This window comes from Curtobacterium sp. MCLR17_034, from assembly GCF_003234485.1.
GTDB lineage: Bacteria > Actinomycetota > Actinomycetes > Actinomycetales > Microbacteriaceae > Curtobacterium > Curtobacterium flaccumfaciens.
Genome location: NZ_QKTH01000002.1, coordinates 290,993 through 306,307, shown reverse-complemented (window position 1 = coordinate 306,307; position 15,315 = coordinate 290,993). Strand labels below are relative to the sequence as shown.

General features: G+C 71.0%; 15 protein-coding genes. 10 read left to right on the top strand and 5 right to left on the bottom strand.

Annotation, left to right across the window (positions count from 1 at the left end):
• The first annotated feature begins 86 nt into the window (after positions 1 to 86).
• The 6 genes from DEI98_RS03955 (at position 87) to DEI98_RS03930 (ending at position 7,601) form a co-directional block, all read left to right on the top strand.
• Positions 87 to 1,037: an alpha/beta fold hydrolase gene (locus DEI98_RS03955; protein ID WP_181437916.1), complete on the top strand. Its 951-nt coding sequence runs from the start codon at positions 87 to 89 to the stop codon at positions 1,035 to 1,037.
• Complete coding sequence (locus DEI98_RS03950) at positions 1,034 to 2,191, top strand: sensor histidine kinase (protein ID WP_111099965.1); 1,158 nt, start codon at positions 1,034 to 1,036, stop codon at positions 2,189 to 2,191. The genes DEI98_RS03955 and DEI98_RS03950 overlap by 4 nt, the downstream gene beginning before the upstream one ends.
• Positions 2,188 to 2,784 (top strand): response regulator transcription factor, encoded by a 597-nt coding sequence (locus DEI98_RS03945; RefSeq protein ID WP_111099964.1) that lies wholly within the window; start codon positions 2,188 to 2,190, stop codon positions 2,782 to 2,784. Before DEI98_RS03950 ends, DEI98_RS03945 begins: the two co-directional genes overlap by 4 nt.
• 126 nt (positions 2,785 to 2,910) lie before the next feature.
• Positions 2,911 to 3,156 (top strand): hypothetical protein, encoded by a 246-nt coding sequence (locus DEI98_RS03940; RefSeq protein ID WP_111099963.1) that lies wholly within the window; start codon positions 2,911 to 2,913, stop codon positions 3,154 to 3,156.
• A 143-nt stretch (positions 3,157 to 3,299) separates the two neighbouring features.
• On the top strand, positions 3,300 to 4,919 hold the full coding sequence (gene pgm, locus DEI98_RS03935; RefSeq protein ID WP_111099962.1) for a phosphoglucomutase (alpha-D-glucose-1,6-bisphosphate-dependent): 1,620 nt from the start codon (positions 3,300 to 3,302) through the stop codon (positions 4,917 to 4,919).
• A 222-nt stretch (positions 4,920 to 5,141) separates the two neighbouring features.
• On the top strand, positions 5,142 to 7,601 hold the full coding sequence (locus tag DEI98_RS03930; RefSeq protein ID WP_111099961.1) for an MDR family MFS transporter: 2,460 nt from the start codon (positions 5,142 to 5,144) through the stop codon (positions 7,599 to 7,601).
• Between the two features lie 210 nt (positions 7,602 to 7,811).
• Here DEI98_RS03930 and DEI98_RS03925 read toward each other — a convergent pair whose 3' ends face one another.
• Positions 7,812 to 8,702 (bottom strand): site-specific DNA-methyltransferase, encoded by an 891-nt coding sequence (locus DEI98_RS03925; protein ID WP_110858951.1) that lies wholly within the window; start codon positions 8,700 to 8,702, stop codon positions 7,812 to 7,814.
• A 93-nt stretch (positions 8,703 to 8,795) separates the two neighbouring features.
• Here DEI98_RS03925 and DEI98_RS03920 point away from each other — a divergent pair, with 93 nt between their 5' ends.
• Positions 8,796 to 9,086 (top strand): GNAT family N-acetyltransferase, encoded by a 291-nt coding sequence (locus tag DEI98_RS03920; RefSeq protein ID WP_027465074.1) that lies wholly within the window; start codon positions 8,796 to 8,798, stop codon positions 9,084 to 9,086.
• Between the two features lie 37 nt (positions 9,087 to 9,123).
• On the opposite strand, the gene DEI98_RS03915 is transcribed toward DEI98_RS03920, so the two are convergent.
• The 3 genes from DEI98_RS03915 to DEI98_RS03905 all read right to left on the bottom strand — a co-directional run bounded on the left by DEI98_RS03915 (position 9,124) and on the right by DEI98_RS03905 (position 11,670).
• Positions 9,124 to 9,453, bottom strand: a complete 330-nt coding sequence (locus tag DEI98_RS03915) for a hypothetical protein (RefSeq protein WP_110864355.1) — start codon at positions 9,451 to 9,453, stop codon at positions 9,124 to 9,126.
• 166 nt (positions 9,454 to 9,619) lie between these two features.
• Positions 9,620 to 10,669: a biotin/lipoate A/B protein ligase family protein gene (locus DEI98_RS03910; RefSeq protein WP_110864354.1), complete on the bottom strand. Its 1,050-nt coding sequence runs from the start codon at positions 10,667 to 10,669 to the stop codon at positions 9,620 to 9,622.
• 131 nt (positions 10,670 to 10,800) lie between these two features.
• Positions 10,801 to 11,670 (bottom strand): alpha/beta hydrolase, encoded by an 870-nt coding sequence (locus DEI98_RS03905; RefSeq protein WP_111055336.1) that lies wholly within the window; start codon positions 11,668 to 11,670, stop codon positions 10,801 to 10,803.
• 87 nt (positions 11,671 to 11,757) lie between these two features.
• Here DEI98_RS03905 and DEI98_RS03900 point away from each other — a divergent pair, with 87 nt between their 5' ends.
• From DEI98_RS03900 to DEI98_RS03890, 3 genes are all read left to right on the top strand, one after another.
• On the top strand, positions 11,758 to 12,915 hold the full coding sequence (locus DEI98_RS03900) for an inorganic phosphate transporter (protein ID WP_110864352.1): 1,158 nt from the start codon (positions 11,758 to 11,760) through the stop codon (positions 12,913 to 12,915).
• Between the two features lie 11 nt (positions 12,916 to 12,926).
• Positions 12,927 to 13,196 (top strand): hypothetical protein, encoded by a 270-nt coding sequence (locus tag DEI98_RS03895; protein ID WP_110864351.1) that lies wholly within the window; start codon positions 12,927 to 12,929, stop codon positions 13,194 to 13,196.
• Between the two features lie 156 nt (positions 13,197 to 13,352).
• On the top strand, positions 13,353 to 14,294 hold the full coding sequence (locus DEI98_RS03890) for an acetamidase/formamidase family protein (RefSeq protein WP_111099960.1): 942 nt from the start codon (positions 13,353 to 13,355) through the stop codon (positions 14,292 to 14,294).
• A 180-nt stretch (positions 14,295 to 14,474) separates the two neighbouring features.
• Here the strand turns inward: DEI98_RS03890 and DEI98_RS03885 are convergent, their stop codons facing one another.
• Entirely contained in the window at positions 14,475 to 15,227 is a 753-nt protein-coding gene (locus tag DEI98_RS03885) for an SDR family NAD(P)-dependent oxidoreductase (RefSeq protein WP_027465068.1), read from the bottom strand.
• Between the last annotated feature and the right edge of the window lie 88 nt (positions 15,228 to 15,315).

Sequence of the window (15,315 nt, the reverse complement as noted above, 5' to 3'; positions counted from 1 at the left end):
CGGGGCACATCCGCGCGGCGCCCCGCGCCGTTTGACTGATCGGACCCGCCGCGCGCACCCTGCGCGGCCCGATCGAGACGAGCACCGTGCGGAAGTCCCTGCGCATCACCCTGATCACCCTCGGCGCACTGGTGGCGGTCCCGGTCCTCGCCCTGGCGACGACGATGGTCGTCAACGTCGTCGCGACCCACGTCGAAGCGTCCGAGATCGACGACTACGGCGAGCGTGTTCCCGTGGACGGCAAGCGGATGAACGTCGTCGTCCGCGGCACCGGCAACACGTCCGACACCGGCACGATCGTGCTCCTGCCCGGGCTCGGCACCGCCGCCCCCGGACTCGACTTCGGGCCGCTCATCGACCAGCTCGCCCGGACACACCGGGTCGTCGCCGTCGAACCGTTCGGCACCGGGCTGAGCGACCAGACCGACGTCCCGCGGACCGCCGCGAACATCACCCGCGAGGTCCACGAGGCCCTGCAGCACCTGCACGTCGACCGGTACGTGCTGATGGGCCACTCGGTCGCGGGCATCTACGCCCTGCCCTACACGACGGCGTACCGCGACGAGGTGACCGCTTTCGTCGGCATCGACAGCAGTGTGCCGCGGCAGTCGAGCTGGGACGAGCCGATCCCGACCGGCGCGATCGTCGCACTCGACCGGCTCGGTCTGCTGCGCGCGCTCGGCAGAGCGTCCTCGGACACGTACGGCGATGCCTACGACGACGCGACGAAGCGCCAGATGCAGCTGCTCTCGGCGAAGAACGGCGCCGCCCCGACGATCATCGACGAGATGCGACACGCGCCGGAGAACTTCCGGTCCGTCGAGGACTCGCGGTTCCCCGCCGACCTGCCCGTGCTGTTGTTCGTTCGGACGAACGACAACGACGTGCCGAACTGGGTCCGGCTGCACGAGCGCCAGGCTGCGACCGTGGACCACGGCCAGGTGATCGGACTGGTCGGCGACCACTACCTGCACCACACCCTGTCGGAACGGATCGCCAGGGACACCGACGCGACCCTCGCTACCCTGGGCGCGTGACGCATCCCGGGCAGGAGCGGCCCCGCGCCGACGCCGACGTCCGGGTGGTCCGCTGGTCCTCGGTCGCGTCGCTGTGGCTCGTGGTGCTGGTGGGCGGCGGCGCGCAGGTCCTGATCGGGACCGACGGTCCGCCGACAGCGCGCACCCCCGTGCTCGTCGTGCTCACCGTCGCCGCGATGGTGGCGGCGCTCGCATCGATCCCACTGCTGCTCCGTTCCGCCGGTGCGGCGTCGGCACGCCACCCGGCCGTGCTCGCTCTGCTGGTGCTCGCGGTCGCCACTTGGGTGGTCGCGCTGGTTCCGTCGGCGACCGGCTCCGCGTGGTCGTTCACCCTGGCGATCGCGGGCGGCACGGTCGGCTGCATGCTGCGCGGGTGGGCTCGGGTCACCGTGCTCGCCGGCACCGTCGTCCTGCTCGTCGGGGCGGCCGACGCCCGTGCCGAGCCAGCCGAACTGGTCCTGGTCGGGACCCTCGCGCTCTTCGCCCTGATGCCGCTGAGCGTCGTGTGGATCCACCGCGTCGTGCTCCGGCTCGAAGCCGCTCGTCGCACCGCGTCCGACCTCGCAGTCGCCGAGGAACGGCTCCGCTTCGCGACCGACCTGCACGACATCCAGGGCCACCACCTGCAGGTCATCGCCCTGAAGAGCGAGCTCGCCGAACGGCTGCTCGACGCCGACCCCGAGCGTGCCCGGAGTGAGCTGTCCGACATCCGGACCGTGGCACAGGAGGCACTCGAGGACACCCGCGCGCTCGTCGGCGGATACCGCACCGTGACGGTGGCGGTCGAGGCCCGGAACGCCGCAGCCGTCCTGCGGTCGGCGGGGGTCAGCTGCCGGGTGCAGCTCGAGACCGCCGGCATGCCCGACGCGGTCGGCGCACTGTTCGCCGTCGCGATCCGCGAGGCAGCGACGAACACCATCCGGCACAGCCACGCCAGCACCGCGTCGATCGAGCTGCTGCCCGACGGCGACGCCTGGCGACTCACGGTGGCGAACGACGCACCGCGGTCGTCCGGACGACACGGTACCGGCATCGACGGGCTCCGACAGCGGGTCGCGACGCACGGCGGGACGGTCGACGTCGACCGGAGCGAGGACCGGTTCGCCCTCCTCGTGCGCATCCCGGTACCTGCACGAGCGGCGGTGCGCCCGTGATCAGGATCGTCATCGCCGACGACGAGGAACTCATCCGTGGCGCGCTCGTCGCCCTGCTCGGCCTGGAACCCGACCTCGAGGTCGTCGCCGACGTCGCCGACGGTGCAGCAGCGGTCGCCGGGGCCCGGACGCACCGGCCGGACGTCGTCCTGCTCGACCTCGAGATGCCCGTCCTCGACGGCATCGAGGCCGCCCGTGCACTGTCGGACGCGATGCCCACCGTGATCGTCACCCGCCATGCGCGGCCGGGGACCCTCCGGCGTGCCCTGTCCGCCGGGGTCCGCGGCTTCGTCCCGAAGTCCACGCCGGCCGCCCGGCTGGCCGAGATCATCCGTGACGTGGCGGCGGGCGAGCGGTACATCGACGCCGGTCTCGCGGCGGCCGCGCTCACCGAGGACGAGAGCCCGCTCACCCCGCGCGAGGCCGACGTCCTGCGCTGCACCCGTGACGGGCTCGCGACGAAGCAGATCGCCCGGGAGCTCTCGCTCGCGCACGGCACGGTCCGGAACCACCTGTCGTCGGCGATCGCGAAGCTGCACGTCGACAACCGCGTCGCAGCCGCCGCCGTGGCCTGGGACCGAGGGTGGATCTGACCGCAGAACGCATCCTTGTTTTGCACGATGCAAGACAAGCGCGTAGAGTAGTGGTCATCCAGCCGACGGCGTCGCGGTCGCCGGCTCGGCGACCTGCGGACCTCGGCACGACGACGAGGAGCACCCATGCAGAACCGTCAGAACCCCCTGGGCGGCGCCTACGTGACCGGCCTCGAGTCCCGCGCCGAGATCGGCACCTTCACCGGCGACGCGACCCGCAGCCCGATCGGCAGCTACACCGGTACCGGCACCGGCCGTGCACTCGGCCGCTTCGTCGACACGCAGTTCCGCCGTCCCGGCACCGCGACGTCCTCGACGCGCACCGTGACCGGTTCGTTCCGCACGGCGACGGGTTCGTTCCGCACCGCCTGAGGCACCTGCCTCCACAGACCGCGAGCGGTCGTCCACCCCGGGGGTCCCCCCTCAACCCGGGTGGGGCGGCCGCTCGCTCGCGTTCCCGGCCTCTGGTGCACTTCCCCCGAACGCGCCAGGGCGGCCGATGCCAGGATGGACGCATGAACGACCGCGCCGGCACCCCAGCGACCGCAGACGACCTCGTCGACCTCGACGAGCTCCTCGCCGCCTACCACGACCGAGTGCCCGACGTCTCGGTCCCCGAGCAGAAGGTCGTGTTCGGCACGTCCGGACACCGCGGGTCGTCGCTCGACACCGCCTTCAACGACACCCACATCGCCGCCATCACGCAGGCGATCGTGGAGTACCGCCGCGACCAGGGCACCGACGGGCCGCTCTTCATCGGCCGCGACACCCACGCCCTCTCGGCCCCCGCCGAGCAGACCGCGCTGCAGGTCCTCGCCGCCAACGGCGTCCGCGTGCTCGCCGACAGCGAGGACGGCTTCGTGCCGACGCCCGCGCTGAGCCACGCGATCATCCGTTACAACCGCGCCGGCAACCCGGACACGGCCGACGGCATCGTCATCACGCCGAGCCACAACCCGCCCCGCGACGGCGGCTTCAAGTACAACCCGCCGCACGGTGGTCCCGCCGACAGCGACGCCACGAGCTGGATTGCGAACCGGGCGAACGCGATCATCGAGGGTGGCAACGCCGAGGTGCAGCGCACCGAGGACGCCGAACCCGAGCGCTACGACTTCCTGAACACGTACGTCGCCGACCTCGAGAACATCATCGACATCGCCGCGATCAAGCGTGCCGGCGTGAAGATCGGCGCCGACCCGCTCGGTGGCGCCTCGCTGCCGTACTGGAACGCCATCCGCGACCACTACGGCCTCGACCTGACCGTCGTGAACCCCGAGGTCGACCCCACGTGGGCCTTCATGACGCTCGACTGGGACGGCAAGATCCGGATGGACCCGTCGAGCCCCTCGGCGATGGCCTCGGTACTCGCCCGGAAGGACGACTTCGACGTCCTGACCGGCAACGACGCCGACTCCGACCGGCACGGCATCGTCACGCCCGACGGCGGACTGATGAACCCGAACCACTACCTCGCGGTCGCGATCGAGTACCTCTACGCGCACCGGCCCGAGTGGCGCGACGACGCCGCGATCGGCAAGACCCTGGTGTCGTCGAGCATCATCGACCGCGTCGCCGAGTCCCTGGGCCGTCGCCTGTGGGAGGTCCCGGTCGGCTTCAAGTGGTTCGTCCCCGGCCTGATCGACGGTTCCGTGGCCTTCGGCGGCGAAGAGTCCGCGGGTGCGTCGTTCCTGCGCACCGACGGCACCGCGTGGACCACAGACAAGGACGGCATCATCCTGGCGCTCCTGGCGTCCGAGATCGTCGCCGTCACCGGCAAGACCCCCTCGCAGCTCTACGCCGAGCTGACCGAGCGCTTCGGCGCGCCGGTCTACCAGCGCGTCGACGCCGCGGCCTCGAAGGAGCAGAAGGCCCGCCTCGGCAAGCTCGACGGCGACGCCATCACCGCGGACACCCTGGCCGGCGAGCCGATCACCGCGAAGCTGTCGAAGGCCCCGGGCAACGACGCAGCCGTCGGCGGCGTCAAGGTCGTCACCGACAAGGCGTGGTTCGCCGCGCGCCCGTCGGGCACCGAGGACGTCTACAAGATCTACGCGGAGAGCTTCGTCGGGCAGGAGCACCTCGAGCAGGTGCAGCGCGAGGCCAAGGAGATCGTCGACGCAGCACTGGGCGCGTAGCGCCCTCGTCGGACGGGCTGCGGGTCTCGGACACCGCAGCCCGTCCGCCGGAACCGAGCCGGGCCTCCAGGCCGTGTGCCACCGGGGTCCACTGGGCGTACCGTGACTGCCGATCCACTCAGGAAGCCGTCTCGGTGCGACCGAGCACTTGCGGCAGTTGTAACTTTGCAGGCAGCGCAAAAATCGTTCTGCCAGCGCATCGGTACCCGGGAGACCCTGCTCATGACCCAGACGGCGACCGCACCCGCGGCCCCCACCACGGCGTCCAACGTCGTGATGAACCACCGACAGATCCTGTTGGTGATCTACGGCCTGATGGCCGGCATGTTCCTCGGTGCCCTCGACCAGACGATCGTCGGCACCGCGATCCGCACCATCGGTGACGACCTGCACGGGCTCGACCAGCAGGCCTGGGTCACCACCGGGTACCTCATCGCGTCGACGGTCACGACCCCGATCTACGGCAAGCTCTCCGACATCTTCGGTCGCCGGCCGCTCTTCATCACCGCGATCGGCATCTTCATCGTCGGTTCGTTCGCGGCGTCGTTCTCCGACTCGATGCTCATGCTCGCCGGGTTCCGCGCGCTGCAGGGCCTGGGTGCCGGTGGTCTGATGTCCCTGCCGCTGGCGATCATGGGCGACATGCTCGCCCCACGCGAGCGGGCGAAGTACCAGGGCTACTTCCTGGCGGTCTTCGGCATCTCGTCCGTCATCGGGCCGCTCGTCGGTGGCGTCTTCGCCGGCGCGGACCAGCTGCTGTTCATCGCCGGCTGGCGCTGGGTGTTCCTGATCAACGTGCCGATCGGCATCATCGCCCTGTTCATGGTGCTGACGTTCCTGCACCTGCCGAAGTTCGGCGACCGGGGCAAGCCCCGCATCGACTGGTGGGGTGCCACGCTCGTCATCGTCACGCTCGTGCCGCTGCTGCTCATCGCCGAGCAGGGCCGTGAGTGGGGCTGGGACTCCCCCGCCGCCTTCGCCTGCTACGCCATCGGTGCCCTCGGCCTGATCGCGTTCATCATCGTCGAACGGGCCATGGGCGACGACGCGATCCTGCCGATGAAGCTGTTCGGGTCACGGGTGTTCTCGATGTCCGCGATCCTGTCCGTGCTCGTCGGCTTCGGCATGTTCGGCGCGATGCTGACGATCCCGCTCTACCTGCAGATCGTCAAGGGCGTGACCCCGACCGAGTCGGGCTTCGCCATGCTGCCGATGGTGCTCGGCCTGATGATCTCGTCGATCGCTTCCGGCCAGATCATCTCCCGGACCGGCAACTACCAGGTCTTCCCGATCACCGGAACGGCGTTCACGGCGATCGGCTTCACGGTCCTGACGTTCCTGACCGCCGACCGACCCCTGTGGTTCCTGATGCTCGGCATGTTCGGCATCGGGCTCGGACTCGGGCAGCTCATGCAGACGCTGACCCTGGCCGCGCAGAACTCGGTCTCGCCGCGGGACATCGGTGTCGCGACGAGCGCGGCGACGTTCTTCCGTCAGATCGGCGGCACCATGGGTACCGCCGTCCTGCTCTCCGTGCTGTTCACCCTGATGCCGACGAACATCAGCGCCGCGATGCAGAACGAGTCCGACCTGAAGAGCGCGCTCAACGCCGCGATGACGCCCTCGGTCGCGAACGCCTCGAAGAACCAGGGCGTGATGGACGAGATCTGGACGAAGATCGTCGACCCGGTGCAGAAGAACGTGCAGGACGGTCTCGACCAGGGCACCGCGCAGGCGAAGCAGGCCGCCGACGCCGCCGTGACCAAGCAGGTGACCGCAGCCGTGCAGCGGCAGGTCGCCGCGGGCACGGTCCCCGCCGCCGCAGCGGACACGATCATCGCCCAGCAGGTCGACGACGCGAAGCCAGCAGCCGAGCAGCAGGCGCTCGAGACGGCAGCCACGAAGGCGAACGCCTCGGTCGTCGACGGCACGCTGCAGATCGACTACTCGGACAAGGGGCAGCGGGAGAACGTCGTCGACCAGGTCGCCCCGACGCTCATCAAGCAGCTGAAGAGCGGCGACTCGGCCGCGAGCTCGTCCACCGATTCGGCGACGAGCGACACGTCGTTCCTGAACGGCGCGGACCCCCGGCTCAGCCGTCCGTTCCTGGTCGGGTTCAGCGACTCGGCAGTCCGCGTCTACTACGTCGGCCTCGCGGTGATCCTGATCGCGTTCGTGCTGACGTGGTTCTTCCGGGTGCCGCCGCTCCGCAAGACCTCGGCGCTGCAGGAGCAGGCCGATGCCGCACGCACCGCTGCCGGTGCGGGGTCGGACGGCAGCGCCGCCGCAGCCGCTGCCGCCGCCGCACCGGGTGCAGGTCCGGTGCCGACGGGGTCGTCCTCCGCCGAGGTCCCGACCTCGCCCGACGTGCCGACGTCGCCGGACGTGCAGCCGCGGTCCGCCCGGGCCGCCGGAGCGTCGGACGTCTCGGTGCTGCCGCACGGGGTCGACGACACCCGTGCGCCGCTGCCGAACGCCACGACGCACGGTGCGCACTCGGCGGCTGCGCCGGTCGACGAGCCCCCGACGCCGACCGGTGCCATCCGGACCCGGGCTGCCCACGCGGCTGCGGTCGTGGAGCCGGACGCCCCCGGGGCCGGATCCGACGCGGCGGAGGCGAGCCGGGCCTCCCGGCCGGACGCTGACGACGCGCACGCGCACGGGCGGCACTCGGCGGAGTAGTCGGTGCGGGCGCTCGCTTGCTGATGCCGAACGACGAGGTCGCTGTCGTACGACAGCGACCTCGTCGCATCTGCGCGTGTGCAACTGTTGCGGCCGCGCGGGAGCGACACCGCCGATGTTGTACGACGTCGACATCGTCGCTCGGGCGCGTGCGTGTTCCGACGATCCACGCGTCGAACGACTCGTGGATCGTCGCAGACCCCGCCAGCCTCAGACCGCCGGCGCCGCGTCCCCCGCCGCTGCCGCCGGTGCTCCGGCAACCTCGAACGACGCCCCCGGCAACCGCTTCCGCATCACGTCGATCGCCGCCGGGTTGTCGTCCACCAGCACGTACCGCCGCCCCAACGCCTGCGCCACCGCGCCCGTGGTCCCGCTGCCTGCGAAGAAGTCGAGCACCCAGTCCCCCTCGCGTGAGGACGCCTGCACGATCCGCCGCAGCACCCCCTCGGGCTTCTGCGTGGGGTAGCCGGTCTTCTCACGGCCGGTCGGCGACACGATCGTGTGCCACCAGACGTCGGTGGGCAGCTTGCCGCGCTCGCGCTTCTCGGGCGTGACGAGCCCCGGTGCCATGTACGGCTCGCGGTCGACGGCCTCGGAGTCGAACCAGTACCGCGACGGGTCCTTCACGTAGACCAGGATCGTGTCGTGTTTCGTGGGCCAGCGCGTCTTGGACTTGGCACCGAAGTCGTAGGCCCACACGATCTCGTTCAGGAACGACTCGCGGCCGAAGAGCGCGTCGAGCAGCACCTTGGCGTAGTGCGACTCGCGGTAGTCGAGGTGCAGGTACAGCGTGCCGTCGGCGGCGAGCAGCCGCCAGGCCTCGATGAGTCGGGGTTCGAGGAACGACCAGTAGTCCTCGAACCGGTCGTCGAAGCGCATCAGGTCGCCGCGCACCCGCTCGTAGGTCCGGCCGTGGAACCCCATCACGGGACCGTCGGCCTTCGGCACGGCGGACGTCGCGTGCCGCCGCTGGTACCGGCCGGTGTTGAACGGCGGGTCGAGGTACACCAGCGTGAAGGAGCCGTCCGGGTAGGCGGGGACCACGTCGAGGGCGTCGCCGAGGACGACGCGGTCCGGGCCTCGGTCGTCTCCCCTGCGCACGGACCCATTGTCGCGCACCGAGTGGACACGCAGCGCACGGAGCCAGCGCGCAGCCCAGAGCGCACGCCCAGGCCCCGGCGTACGGTCGAGTGCATGGCAGCAGCACCCGAGGTCCGCAACGACACCGACAAGCAGCAGTACTCCCTGATCGAGGACGGCGAGGTCATCGGCCTCGCGGCGTACGAGATCGACGGCGACGAGATCCGCTTCGTGCACACCGAGGTCGATCCCGAGCACCGCGGCGGTGGGCACGCGTCGATCCTGGTGCAGCACGCCCTCGACGACGTGCGTGCGAGTTCGTCACGCCGGGTCGTCGCGCAGTGCAGCTACGTGCACGCTTGGATCGAGCGGCACCCGGACTACCAGGAGCTCACGACGCGCTGAAGCGAGCGACGCACAGACGAGCGCGGCGCCCGTCGGCTCAGTACGACCGGTCGTGCGTCCCCGCGCGGGCCTCGTGCCGCCCGGCGCTCCGCACCGCCGGCACCCGGATGAGCACGCTGCCGCTGAGCAGATCGTGGTCGTGGTCCGCCGGAGACGGGGCCTGTTTCGGCAGGCGCGCCTGCCGTTCGTACTCGGCTTGCGTCTCGTGCCGGGTCGGTGCGAACACCTCGTCCAGCATCCCGCCCATGCCTCCGGATCCGCCGCTGCGCTGGGACTTGTTCGACAGGTCGATCCACCCCATGCGATCGGCGATCCACACCACGACGGCCACGGCGGCCACCGCCCCCAGGAAGATCAACCAGTTCACGGCAGCGACGCTACGTGGGCTGCGCGGCGAGCGGATCAGCCGCGCGGGGGATTCTCATCATCCACACGTCTGGTTCATGAGGTCGAGGCGCAGACTCGACAGCAGCGGCGGCCGGGACGTCCCCCCTCAGCTCCGGCCGTCGCGTCCACCGTCGACCGAGCAGGGCTCACGGCACCCGCTCGAGCCACTCCTTCGTCGCGAACTTCGTCCGCACCAGCTCCTGCGCCCGCTCGCGCTCGGCCTCGGTCACGTGCCCCTCGGTCGCCCCGTACAGGCGGGTGAAGGTGCCGATCAGCCGCTCGATGATCTCGGCGCGGGACAACCCCGTCTGCGAGCGGAGCGGGTCGACGCGCTTCGCGGCGCTCGTGGTGCCCTTGTCGCTCATCTTCTCGCGCCCGATGCGCAGCACCTGGACCATCTTCTCGCCGTCCATGTCGTAGCTCATGGTGGCGTGGTGCAGCAGGGACCCGGTGCCGAGGCGCTTCTGGGCGGCCCCGCCGATCTTGCCCTTGGTCGAGGTGATGTCGTTGAGGGGCTGGTAGTAGGCCTCGATGCCGAGCGACTTGAGCGCCTCGATCACCCACTCGTCGAGGAACGCGTACGAGTCGGCGAACGTCATGCCCTGCACCAGGTCGGACGGCACGTAGAGCGAGTAGGAGATGACGGCGCCGGCGTCCATGAACATCGCGCCACCGCCGGAGATGCGTCGGACCACCTGCACGCCGTACTTCTCGGCGCCGGCGGGGTCGACCTCGTTCTTGAGCGACTGGAACGACCCGATCACGACGGCCGGCTGGTCCCACTCCCAGATGCGCAGCGTGGGACCGCGACGGCCGGCACCGACCTCTTCGGTCAGCACCTGGTCGAGCGCGAGGTGCTCGTTCGGGCTGATCGGCCCCTCGTGCACGATCTGCCAGTCGTGGTCGCGCCAGGTCGAGGCCCGCGACAGCGCGCGGCGCACCGCGACGCCGACGGACTCGGGCGTGAAGCCGAGCAGCACCGCATCGGTCGGCAGGGCCGCCCGCACGGCTGCGGCGACGCCAGCAGCGTCGGTGGTGACGGGAAGCCCGTTCACGGCCGCGTCGATGAGCGGCAGCGCGTCGTCGGGTTCCAGGAAGAAGTCACCCGCCAGGCGGAACTGCTGGATCGTGCCGTCGACGACCTCGAGGTCGACGACGACCAGCTTGCCTCCGGGGACCTTGTACTCACCGTGCATGCCGCAACCCTATTCCGGACGGCCGACGGCCCGGCAGTGAGCCGGCCTGGTGACGGCCTGGAGGCGCGTGGCGGCGCCGCCACGGGCCTCCAGTCCGCCGCCGGTCGCGTCGCAGGACGCGGCGAGCGCCGTCAGCGCGCGGTCACCCGGTCGAGCCACGCGACCAGGTCGCCGATGACCTCGGCGCGGTTGGTCTCGTTGTAGACCTCGTGCCGCGCGCCCTCGTACACCTGCACGGTCACGTCGGACAGCCGGCCGCGTCGGCGGTACGCCTGCGCCAGACGCTCGATCGAGCGCGGACCCCCGAGGCTGTCGTCGGAGCCGACCTGCAGCAGCATCGGGAGGTCGTGCGGGATGCCCCGTCGCGGGACCCCGAGCAGCCGGAGCGTGTCGGCGAGCCCGAACAGCCCGATGACGTCGGCCTCGACCGCCAGGGGGTCGACCGCCATCGCGTCGATGATCTTCCGGTCGCGGGTGAGCCACTCGTACTTGGTGGGCCCCGACCCCGCGTGCCGGGCGTTGAGGTCGCCGCTGTTCATCCAGCCGGGCAGCCGGTAGGCACTCGCGGACAGGACGACGCCGTCGTAGCGGTCCGACGAGGTGTTCACGATCCGCTGCGCCATCAGCGACCCCCACGAGTGCCCGAGCAGCACGAGCGGCAGCCCCGGTTCGTCGGCCCGCGCGACCGCGCTCATCTGCTCCACCGCGGCGATCGCCGCGCGCAGGCCGCCGGGGCCAAGCCTGCCGAGCTTGGCGTGGTCGCCGTCCCACTGGGTCAGGCCGGTGCGTCCGTGCCCGCGGTGGTCGTTGGCGTGCACGGTGTAGCCGGCGCGCACCAGGTCCTGCGCGAGCGGTTCGTACCGGAGCCCGTGCTCCCCGACCCCGTGCGCGATCTGCACGACACCCTTCGGCCGCGCCGCACGCCAGGTCGAGTAGACGATCTCGACGCCGTGGGCGTCGGTGAACGAGGCGTCGCCGCGAGCGGCGGAGAAGGTGGGCACGTGAGCATCCTCGCAGACGCGCTCCATCACGGACCTGTTCACCCGGCGTTCACGCAGGGGGTTCCAGGCGGGCCTAGCGTCCTGCGCATGGACGTCATCGTCATCGTCACGCTGGTGATCGTCGTGGCCCTCGTGTTCGACTTCACGAACGGCTTCCACGACACCGCGAACGCCATGGCCACGTCGGTCGCCACGGGAGCGCTCAAGCCCCGGACCGCCGTGCTCATCTCCGCCGTGCTCAACGTGGTCGGCGCGTTCCTGTCCACCGAGGTCGCCAAGACCGTCTCGCAGGGCATCATCCGCGAGGGGCAGGACGGCATCCACATCTCGCCCACGATGATCTTCGCGGGGCTCGTCGGCGCGGTGCTCTGGAACCTGGCGACCTGGTACCTCGGGCTGCCGTCCTCGTCCACCCATGCGCTGTTCGGCGGGCTCATCGGCGCCTCGATCATCGGCGCGGGGCTGAACTCGATCAGCTGGGCGACGGTGGTGTCGAAAGTCGTGCTGCCGGCGCTGCTCTCCCCGGTCATCGCCGGGGTGATCGCCCTGGTCGCGACGTACCTGGCGTACGTGCTCACGAAGAACGCGACGACGCACGGTGCGGCGACCGGGTTCCGGCACGGGCAGACGATCTCGGCGTCGCTGGTGTCGCTCGCACACGGCACGAACGACGCGCAGAAGACGATGGGCGTCATCACGCTGACCCTCATCGCCGCGAACTACCAGGCCGCCGGCACCGGCCCGGCGCTCTGGGTGATCCTGGCCTGCGGGCTCGCGATCGGCCTCGGCACGTACATGGGCGGCTGGCGGATCATGCAGACCGTCGGCAAGAAGATCTCCGACGTGCAGTCGCCGCAGGGCTTCGCCGCCGAGACGAGCTCCGCCGCGACGATCCTCATCTCGTCGCACCTGGGCTTCGCGCTCTCGACGACCCACGTGACGAGCGGCGCGGTCGTCGGCTCGGGCCTCGGCAAGAAGCTCGCCGACGTGCACTGGTCGGTCGTCGGCCGCATCGTCATCGCATGGGTGATCACGCTGCCCGCCGCTGCGGTGGTCGGGGCGCTCGCGACCTGGCTCGCGTCGACCTCGGCCTTCGGGCTGGTGCTCGTCGCGGTCCTCGCCCTGGCCGGCGGGCTCACCTTCTCCGTCCTCGCGAAGCGCAAGCCGATCTCGCACGAGGACATCACCACCGAGTCCGGGCCGGCCGAGCAGGCCGAGCCGCAGCCGACCGGCGCAGCGAACTGAGGGGAACGACGATGGACATCGACTTCACCGCGATCGGCACGGTCGCCGGCGTCGGCTTCGTGGCCGCCGTGGGCCTGGTGCTCGTGTACACCCTCGGCCTCCGGCTGCTCGGGACGGGGCAGCCGGACGACGCGGGCGGCGAGCGCACGCAGTACTCCGAGGAGACCCCACGCTCCGGGCACACCCCGCCGGCGGCACTGGCGGGAGCCGTGCTGTGCTTCGCGCTGTGCATCGCCGCGGTGCTGGCGGGCATCTGGTTGACGATCCCCCAGTTCCACTGAGGACGTTCCTTCCCAGAACACCCGCGATGCCTGGTGGAATCGGGCGTACCTGGTCAGAACTTCCGACCAGGTACGCCCGTTCCGACCAGGTACGCCCGATCCGACAAGGTACGCCCGGAACCGCCCCGCACCCCACCCGCCTGGGATGATCGAACGGTGACCACCCACCACCTCGACGCCACGGTCGAATCCGCCGTCGACGTCTTCACCGCCGAACGCCAGCCGGTCCTGACCGTCGAACCGGGCGACACGGTGACCGTCCGTACCCTGAGCGCCGCGGGCTACACGGAACGCCAGCCGGGCCCGGGCGTCGACGCCCCGACCCTGATCGACCCGCGCCGGGGCCACTGCCTGGTCGGGCCGATCGCCGTCGCGGGAGCACGTCCGGGGATGGTCCTGGCGGTGCACTTCGACGACCTCGTGCCCGACGACTGGGGCTACACGGCCTCGGGCGGGGTCGACTCCCCGGTGAACCGCGCACTCGGCCTGACCGATCCGGCGTCGCGCGGACCGCTGCTCTGGGACATCGACGTGACTGCCCGGGTGGCTGTCAACCAGCTCGGCCTCGGGGTGCGGACGGCACCGTTCCTCGGCGTCGTCGGCGTCCCACCCGAGCCCACCGGGGAGCACTCCACGATCCCACCCCGCACGGTCGGCGGCGGCAACGTCGACTGCCGTGAGCTCGTCGCCGGCTCCACCCTGTACCTGCCGGTGACGGTGCCGGACGCCCTGCTCCACGTCGGCGACGGGCACGCGGCCCAGGGCGACGGCGAGGTCTCCGGCACGGCGGTCGAGTGCGGCATGACGACGACGATGACCCTGACGCTCCTCGATGCGGCCCCGGTCGAGGGCGTGCACGCCGACACCCCCGCCGGACGCATCACCTTCGGCTTCGACGCCGACCTCAACGTCGCGACGGCCACGGCGCTCGACCGGATGGTCGACTGGATCGCCGGGCTGCACGGGATCGGCCGCGCCGAGGCCCTCGCGATGGCGAGCGTGGCGGTGAGCATGCGCATCACGCAGGTCGCGAACCGCACGTGGGGCGTGCACGCACTGCTCCCGCACGACGCGATCCTGACGGACGCGCGGCTCTGAAGGCCGGGAGGCCCGCCCAGCGCGAGCCGACCGGCGCACGCTGGGCGGGCCTCCCGTCCGACGTTCCTTCCCATCGCACCCGCGCTGGAAAGCGGAAACGGGCGTACCTGGTCGGAAGAACCGACCAGGTACGCCCGTTTCGACCAGGTACGCCCGGAACGACCAGGAACGCCCGACCCGTCAGTGAGCGGAGTAGCCGCCGTCCACCAGGTGGTAGCTGCCCGTGATGAACGACGCCTTGTCGCTCAGCAGGAACAGCACGAGCGCGGCAACCTCGGCGACGGTGCCGAGCCGCTTCGTGGCGTGCTCGTCCTCGAGCGCCGCGACGGCCTCGGGCGAGAGCGACTTCCGGAGCAGCGGGGTGTCGATGAACCCGGGGCCCACGGCGTTCGTGCGGACGCCCTGCGACGAGTACTCGAGCGCCGCGACCTTGGTCAGCCCGGCGAGCGCGTGCTTCGAGGTGACGTACGCGGCGTTCTGCGCCATCCCGACCACGCCGAGCACCGACGCCATGTTCACGATCGCGCCACCGCCGGCGGCCACCATCGCGGGGATCTCGTAGCGCAGCCCGTAGAAGACGCCGTCCAGGTCGACCGCACGGACGCGGTCCCAGGCGGCGATGTCGTACTCGCCGATCGGCTGCGGTGCCGCAGCGATGCCGGCGTTGTTCACGGCGAGGTGCAGCGCGCCGAACGTGTCGACCGCGAACTGCACCATGCGCTCGTTGTCCGCGGCGACCGCGGAGTTCGCCTCGAACGCGCGAGCGGTGCCACCGGCCTCCACGATCGACGCGGCGACGCGCTCGGCGCCCGCCAGGTTGATGTCGGCGACGACCACCGTGGCGCCCGCCGCGGCGAGCTCCTTCGCGACGGACTCGCCGATGCCGCTGCCACCACCGGTGACGACGGCGACCTTGCCCTCGAACTCGGACATGTTCTCCTTCTCTCTCGGCAACACGTGTTGTCTAAGAGCACGGTACACCCGAAATGAAGTTCGTTCGCTGAACTAATGAGATAGGCTA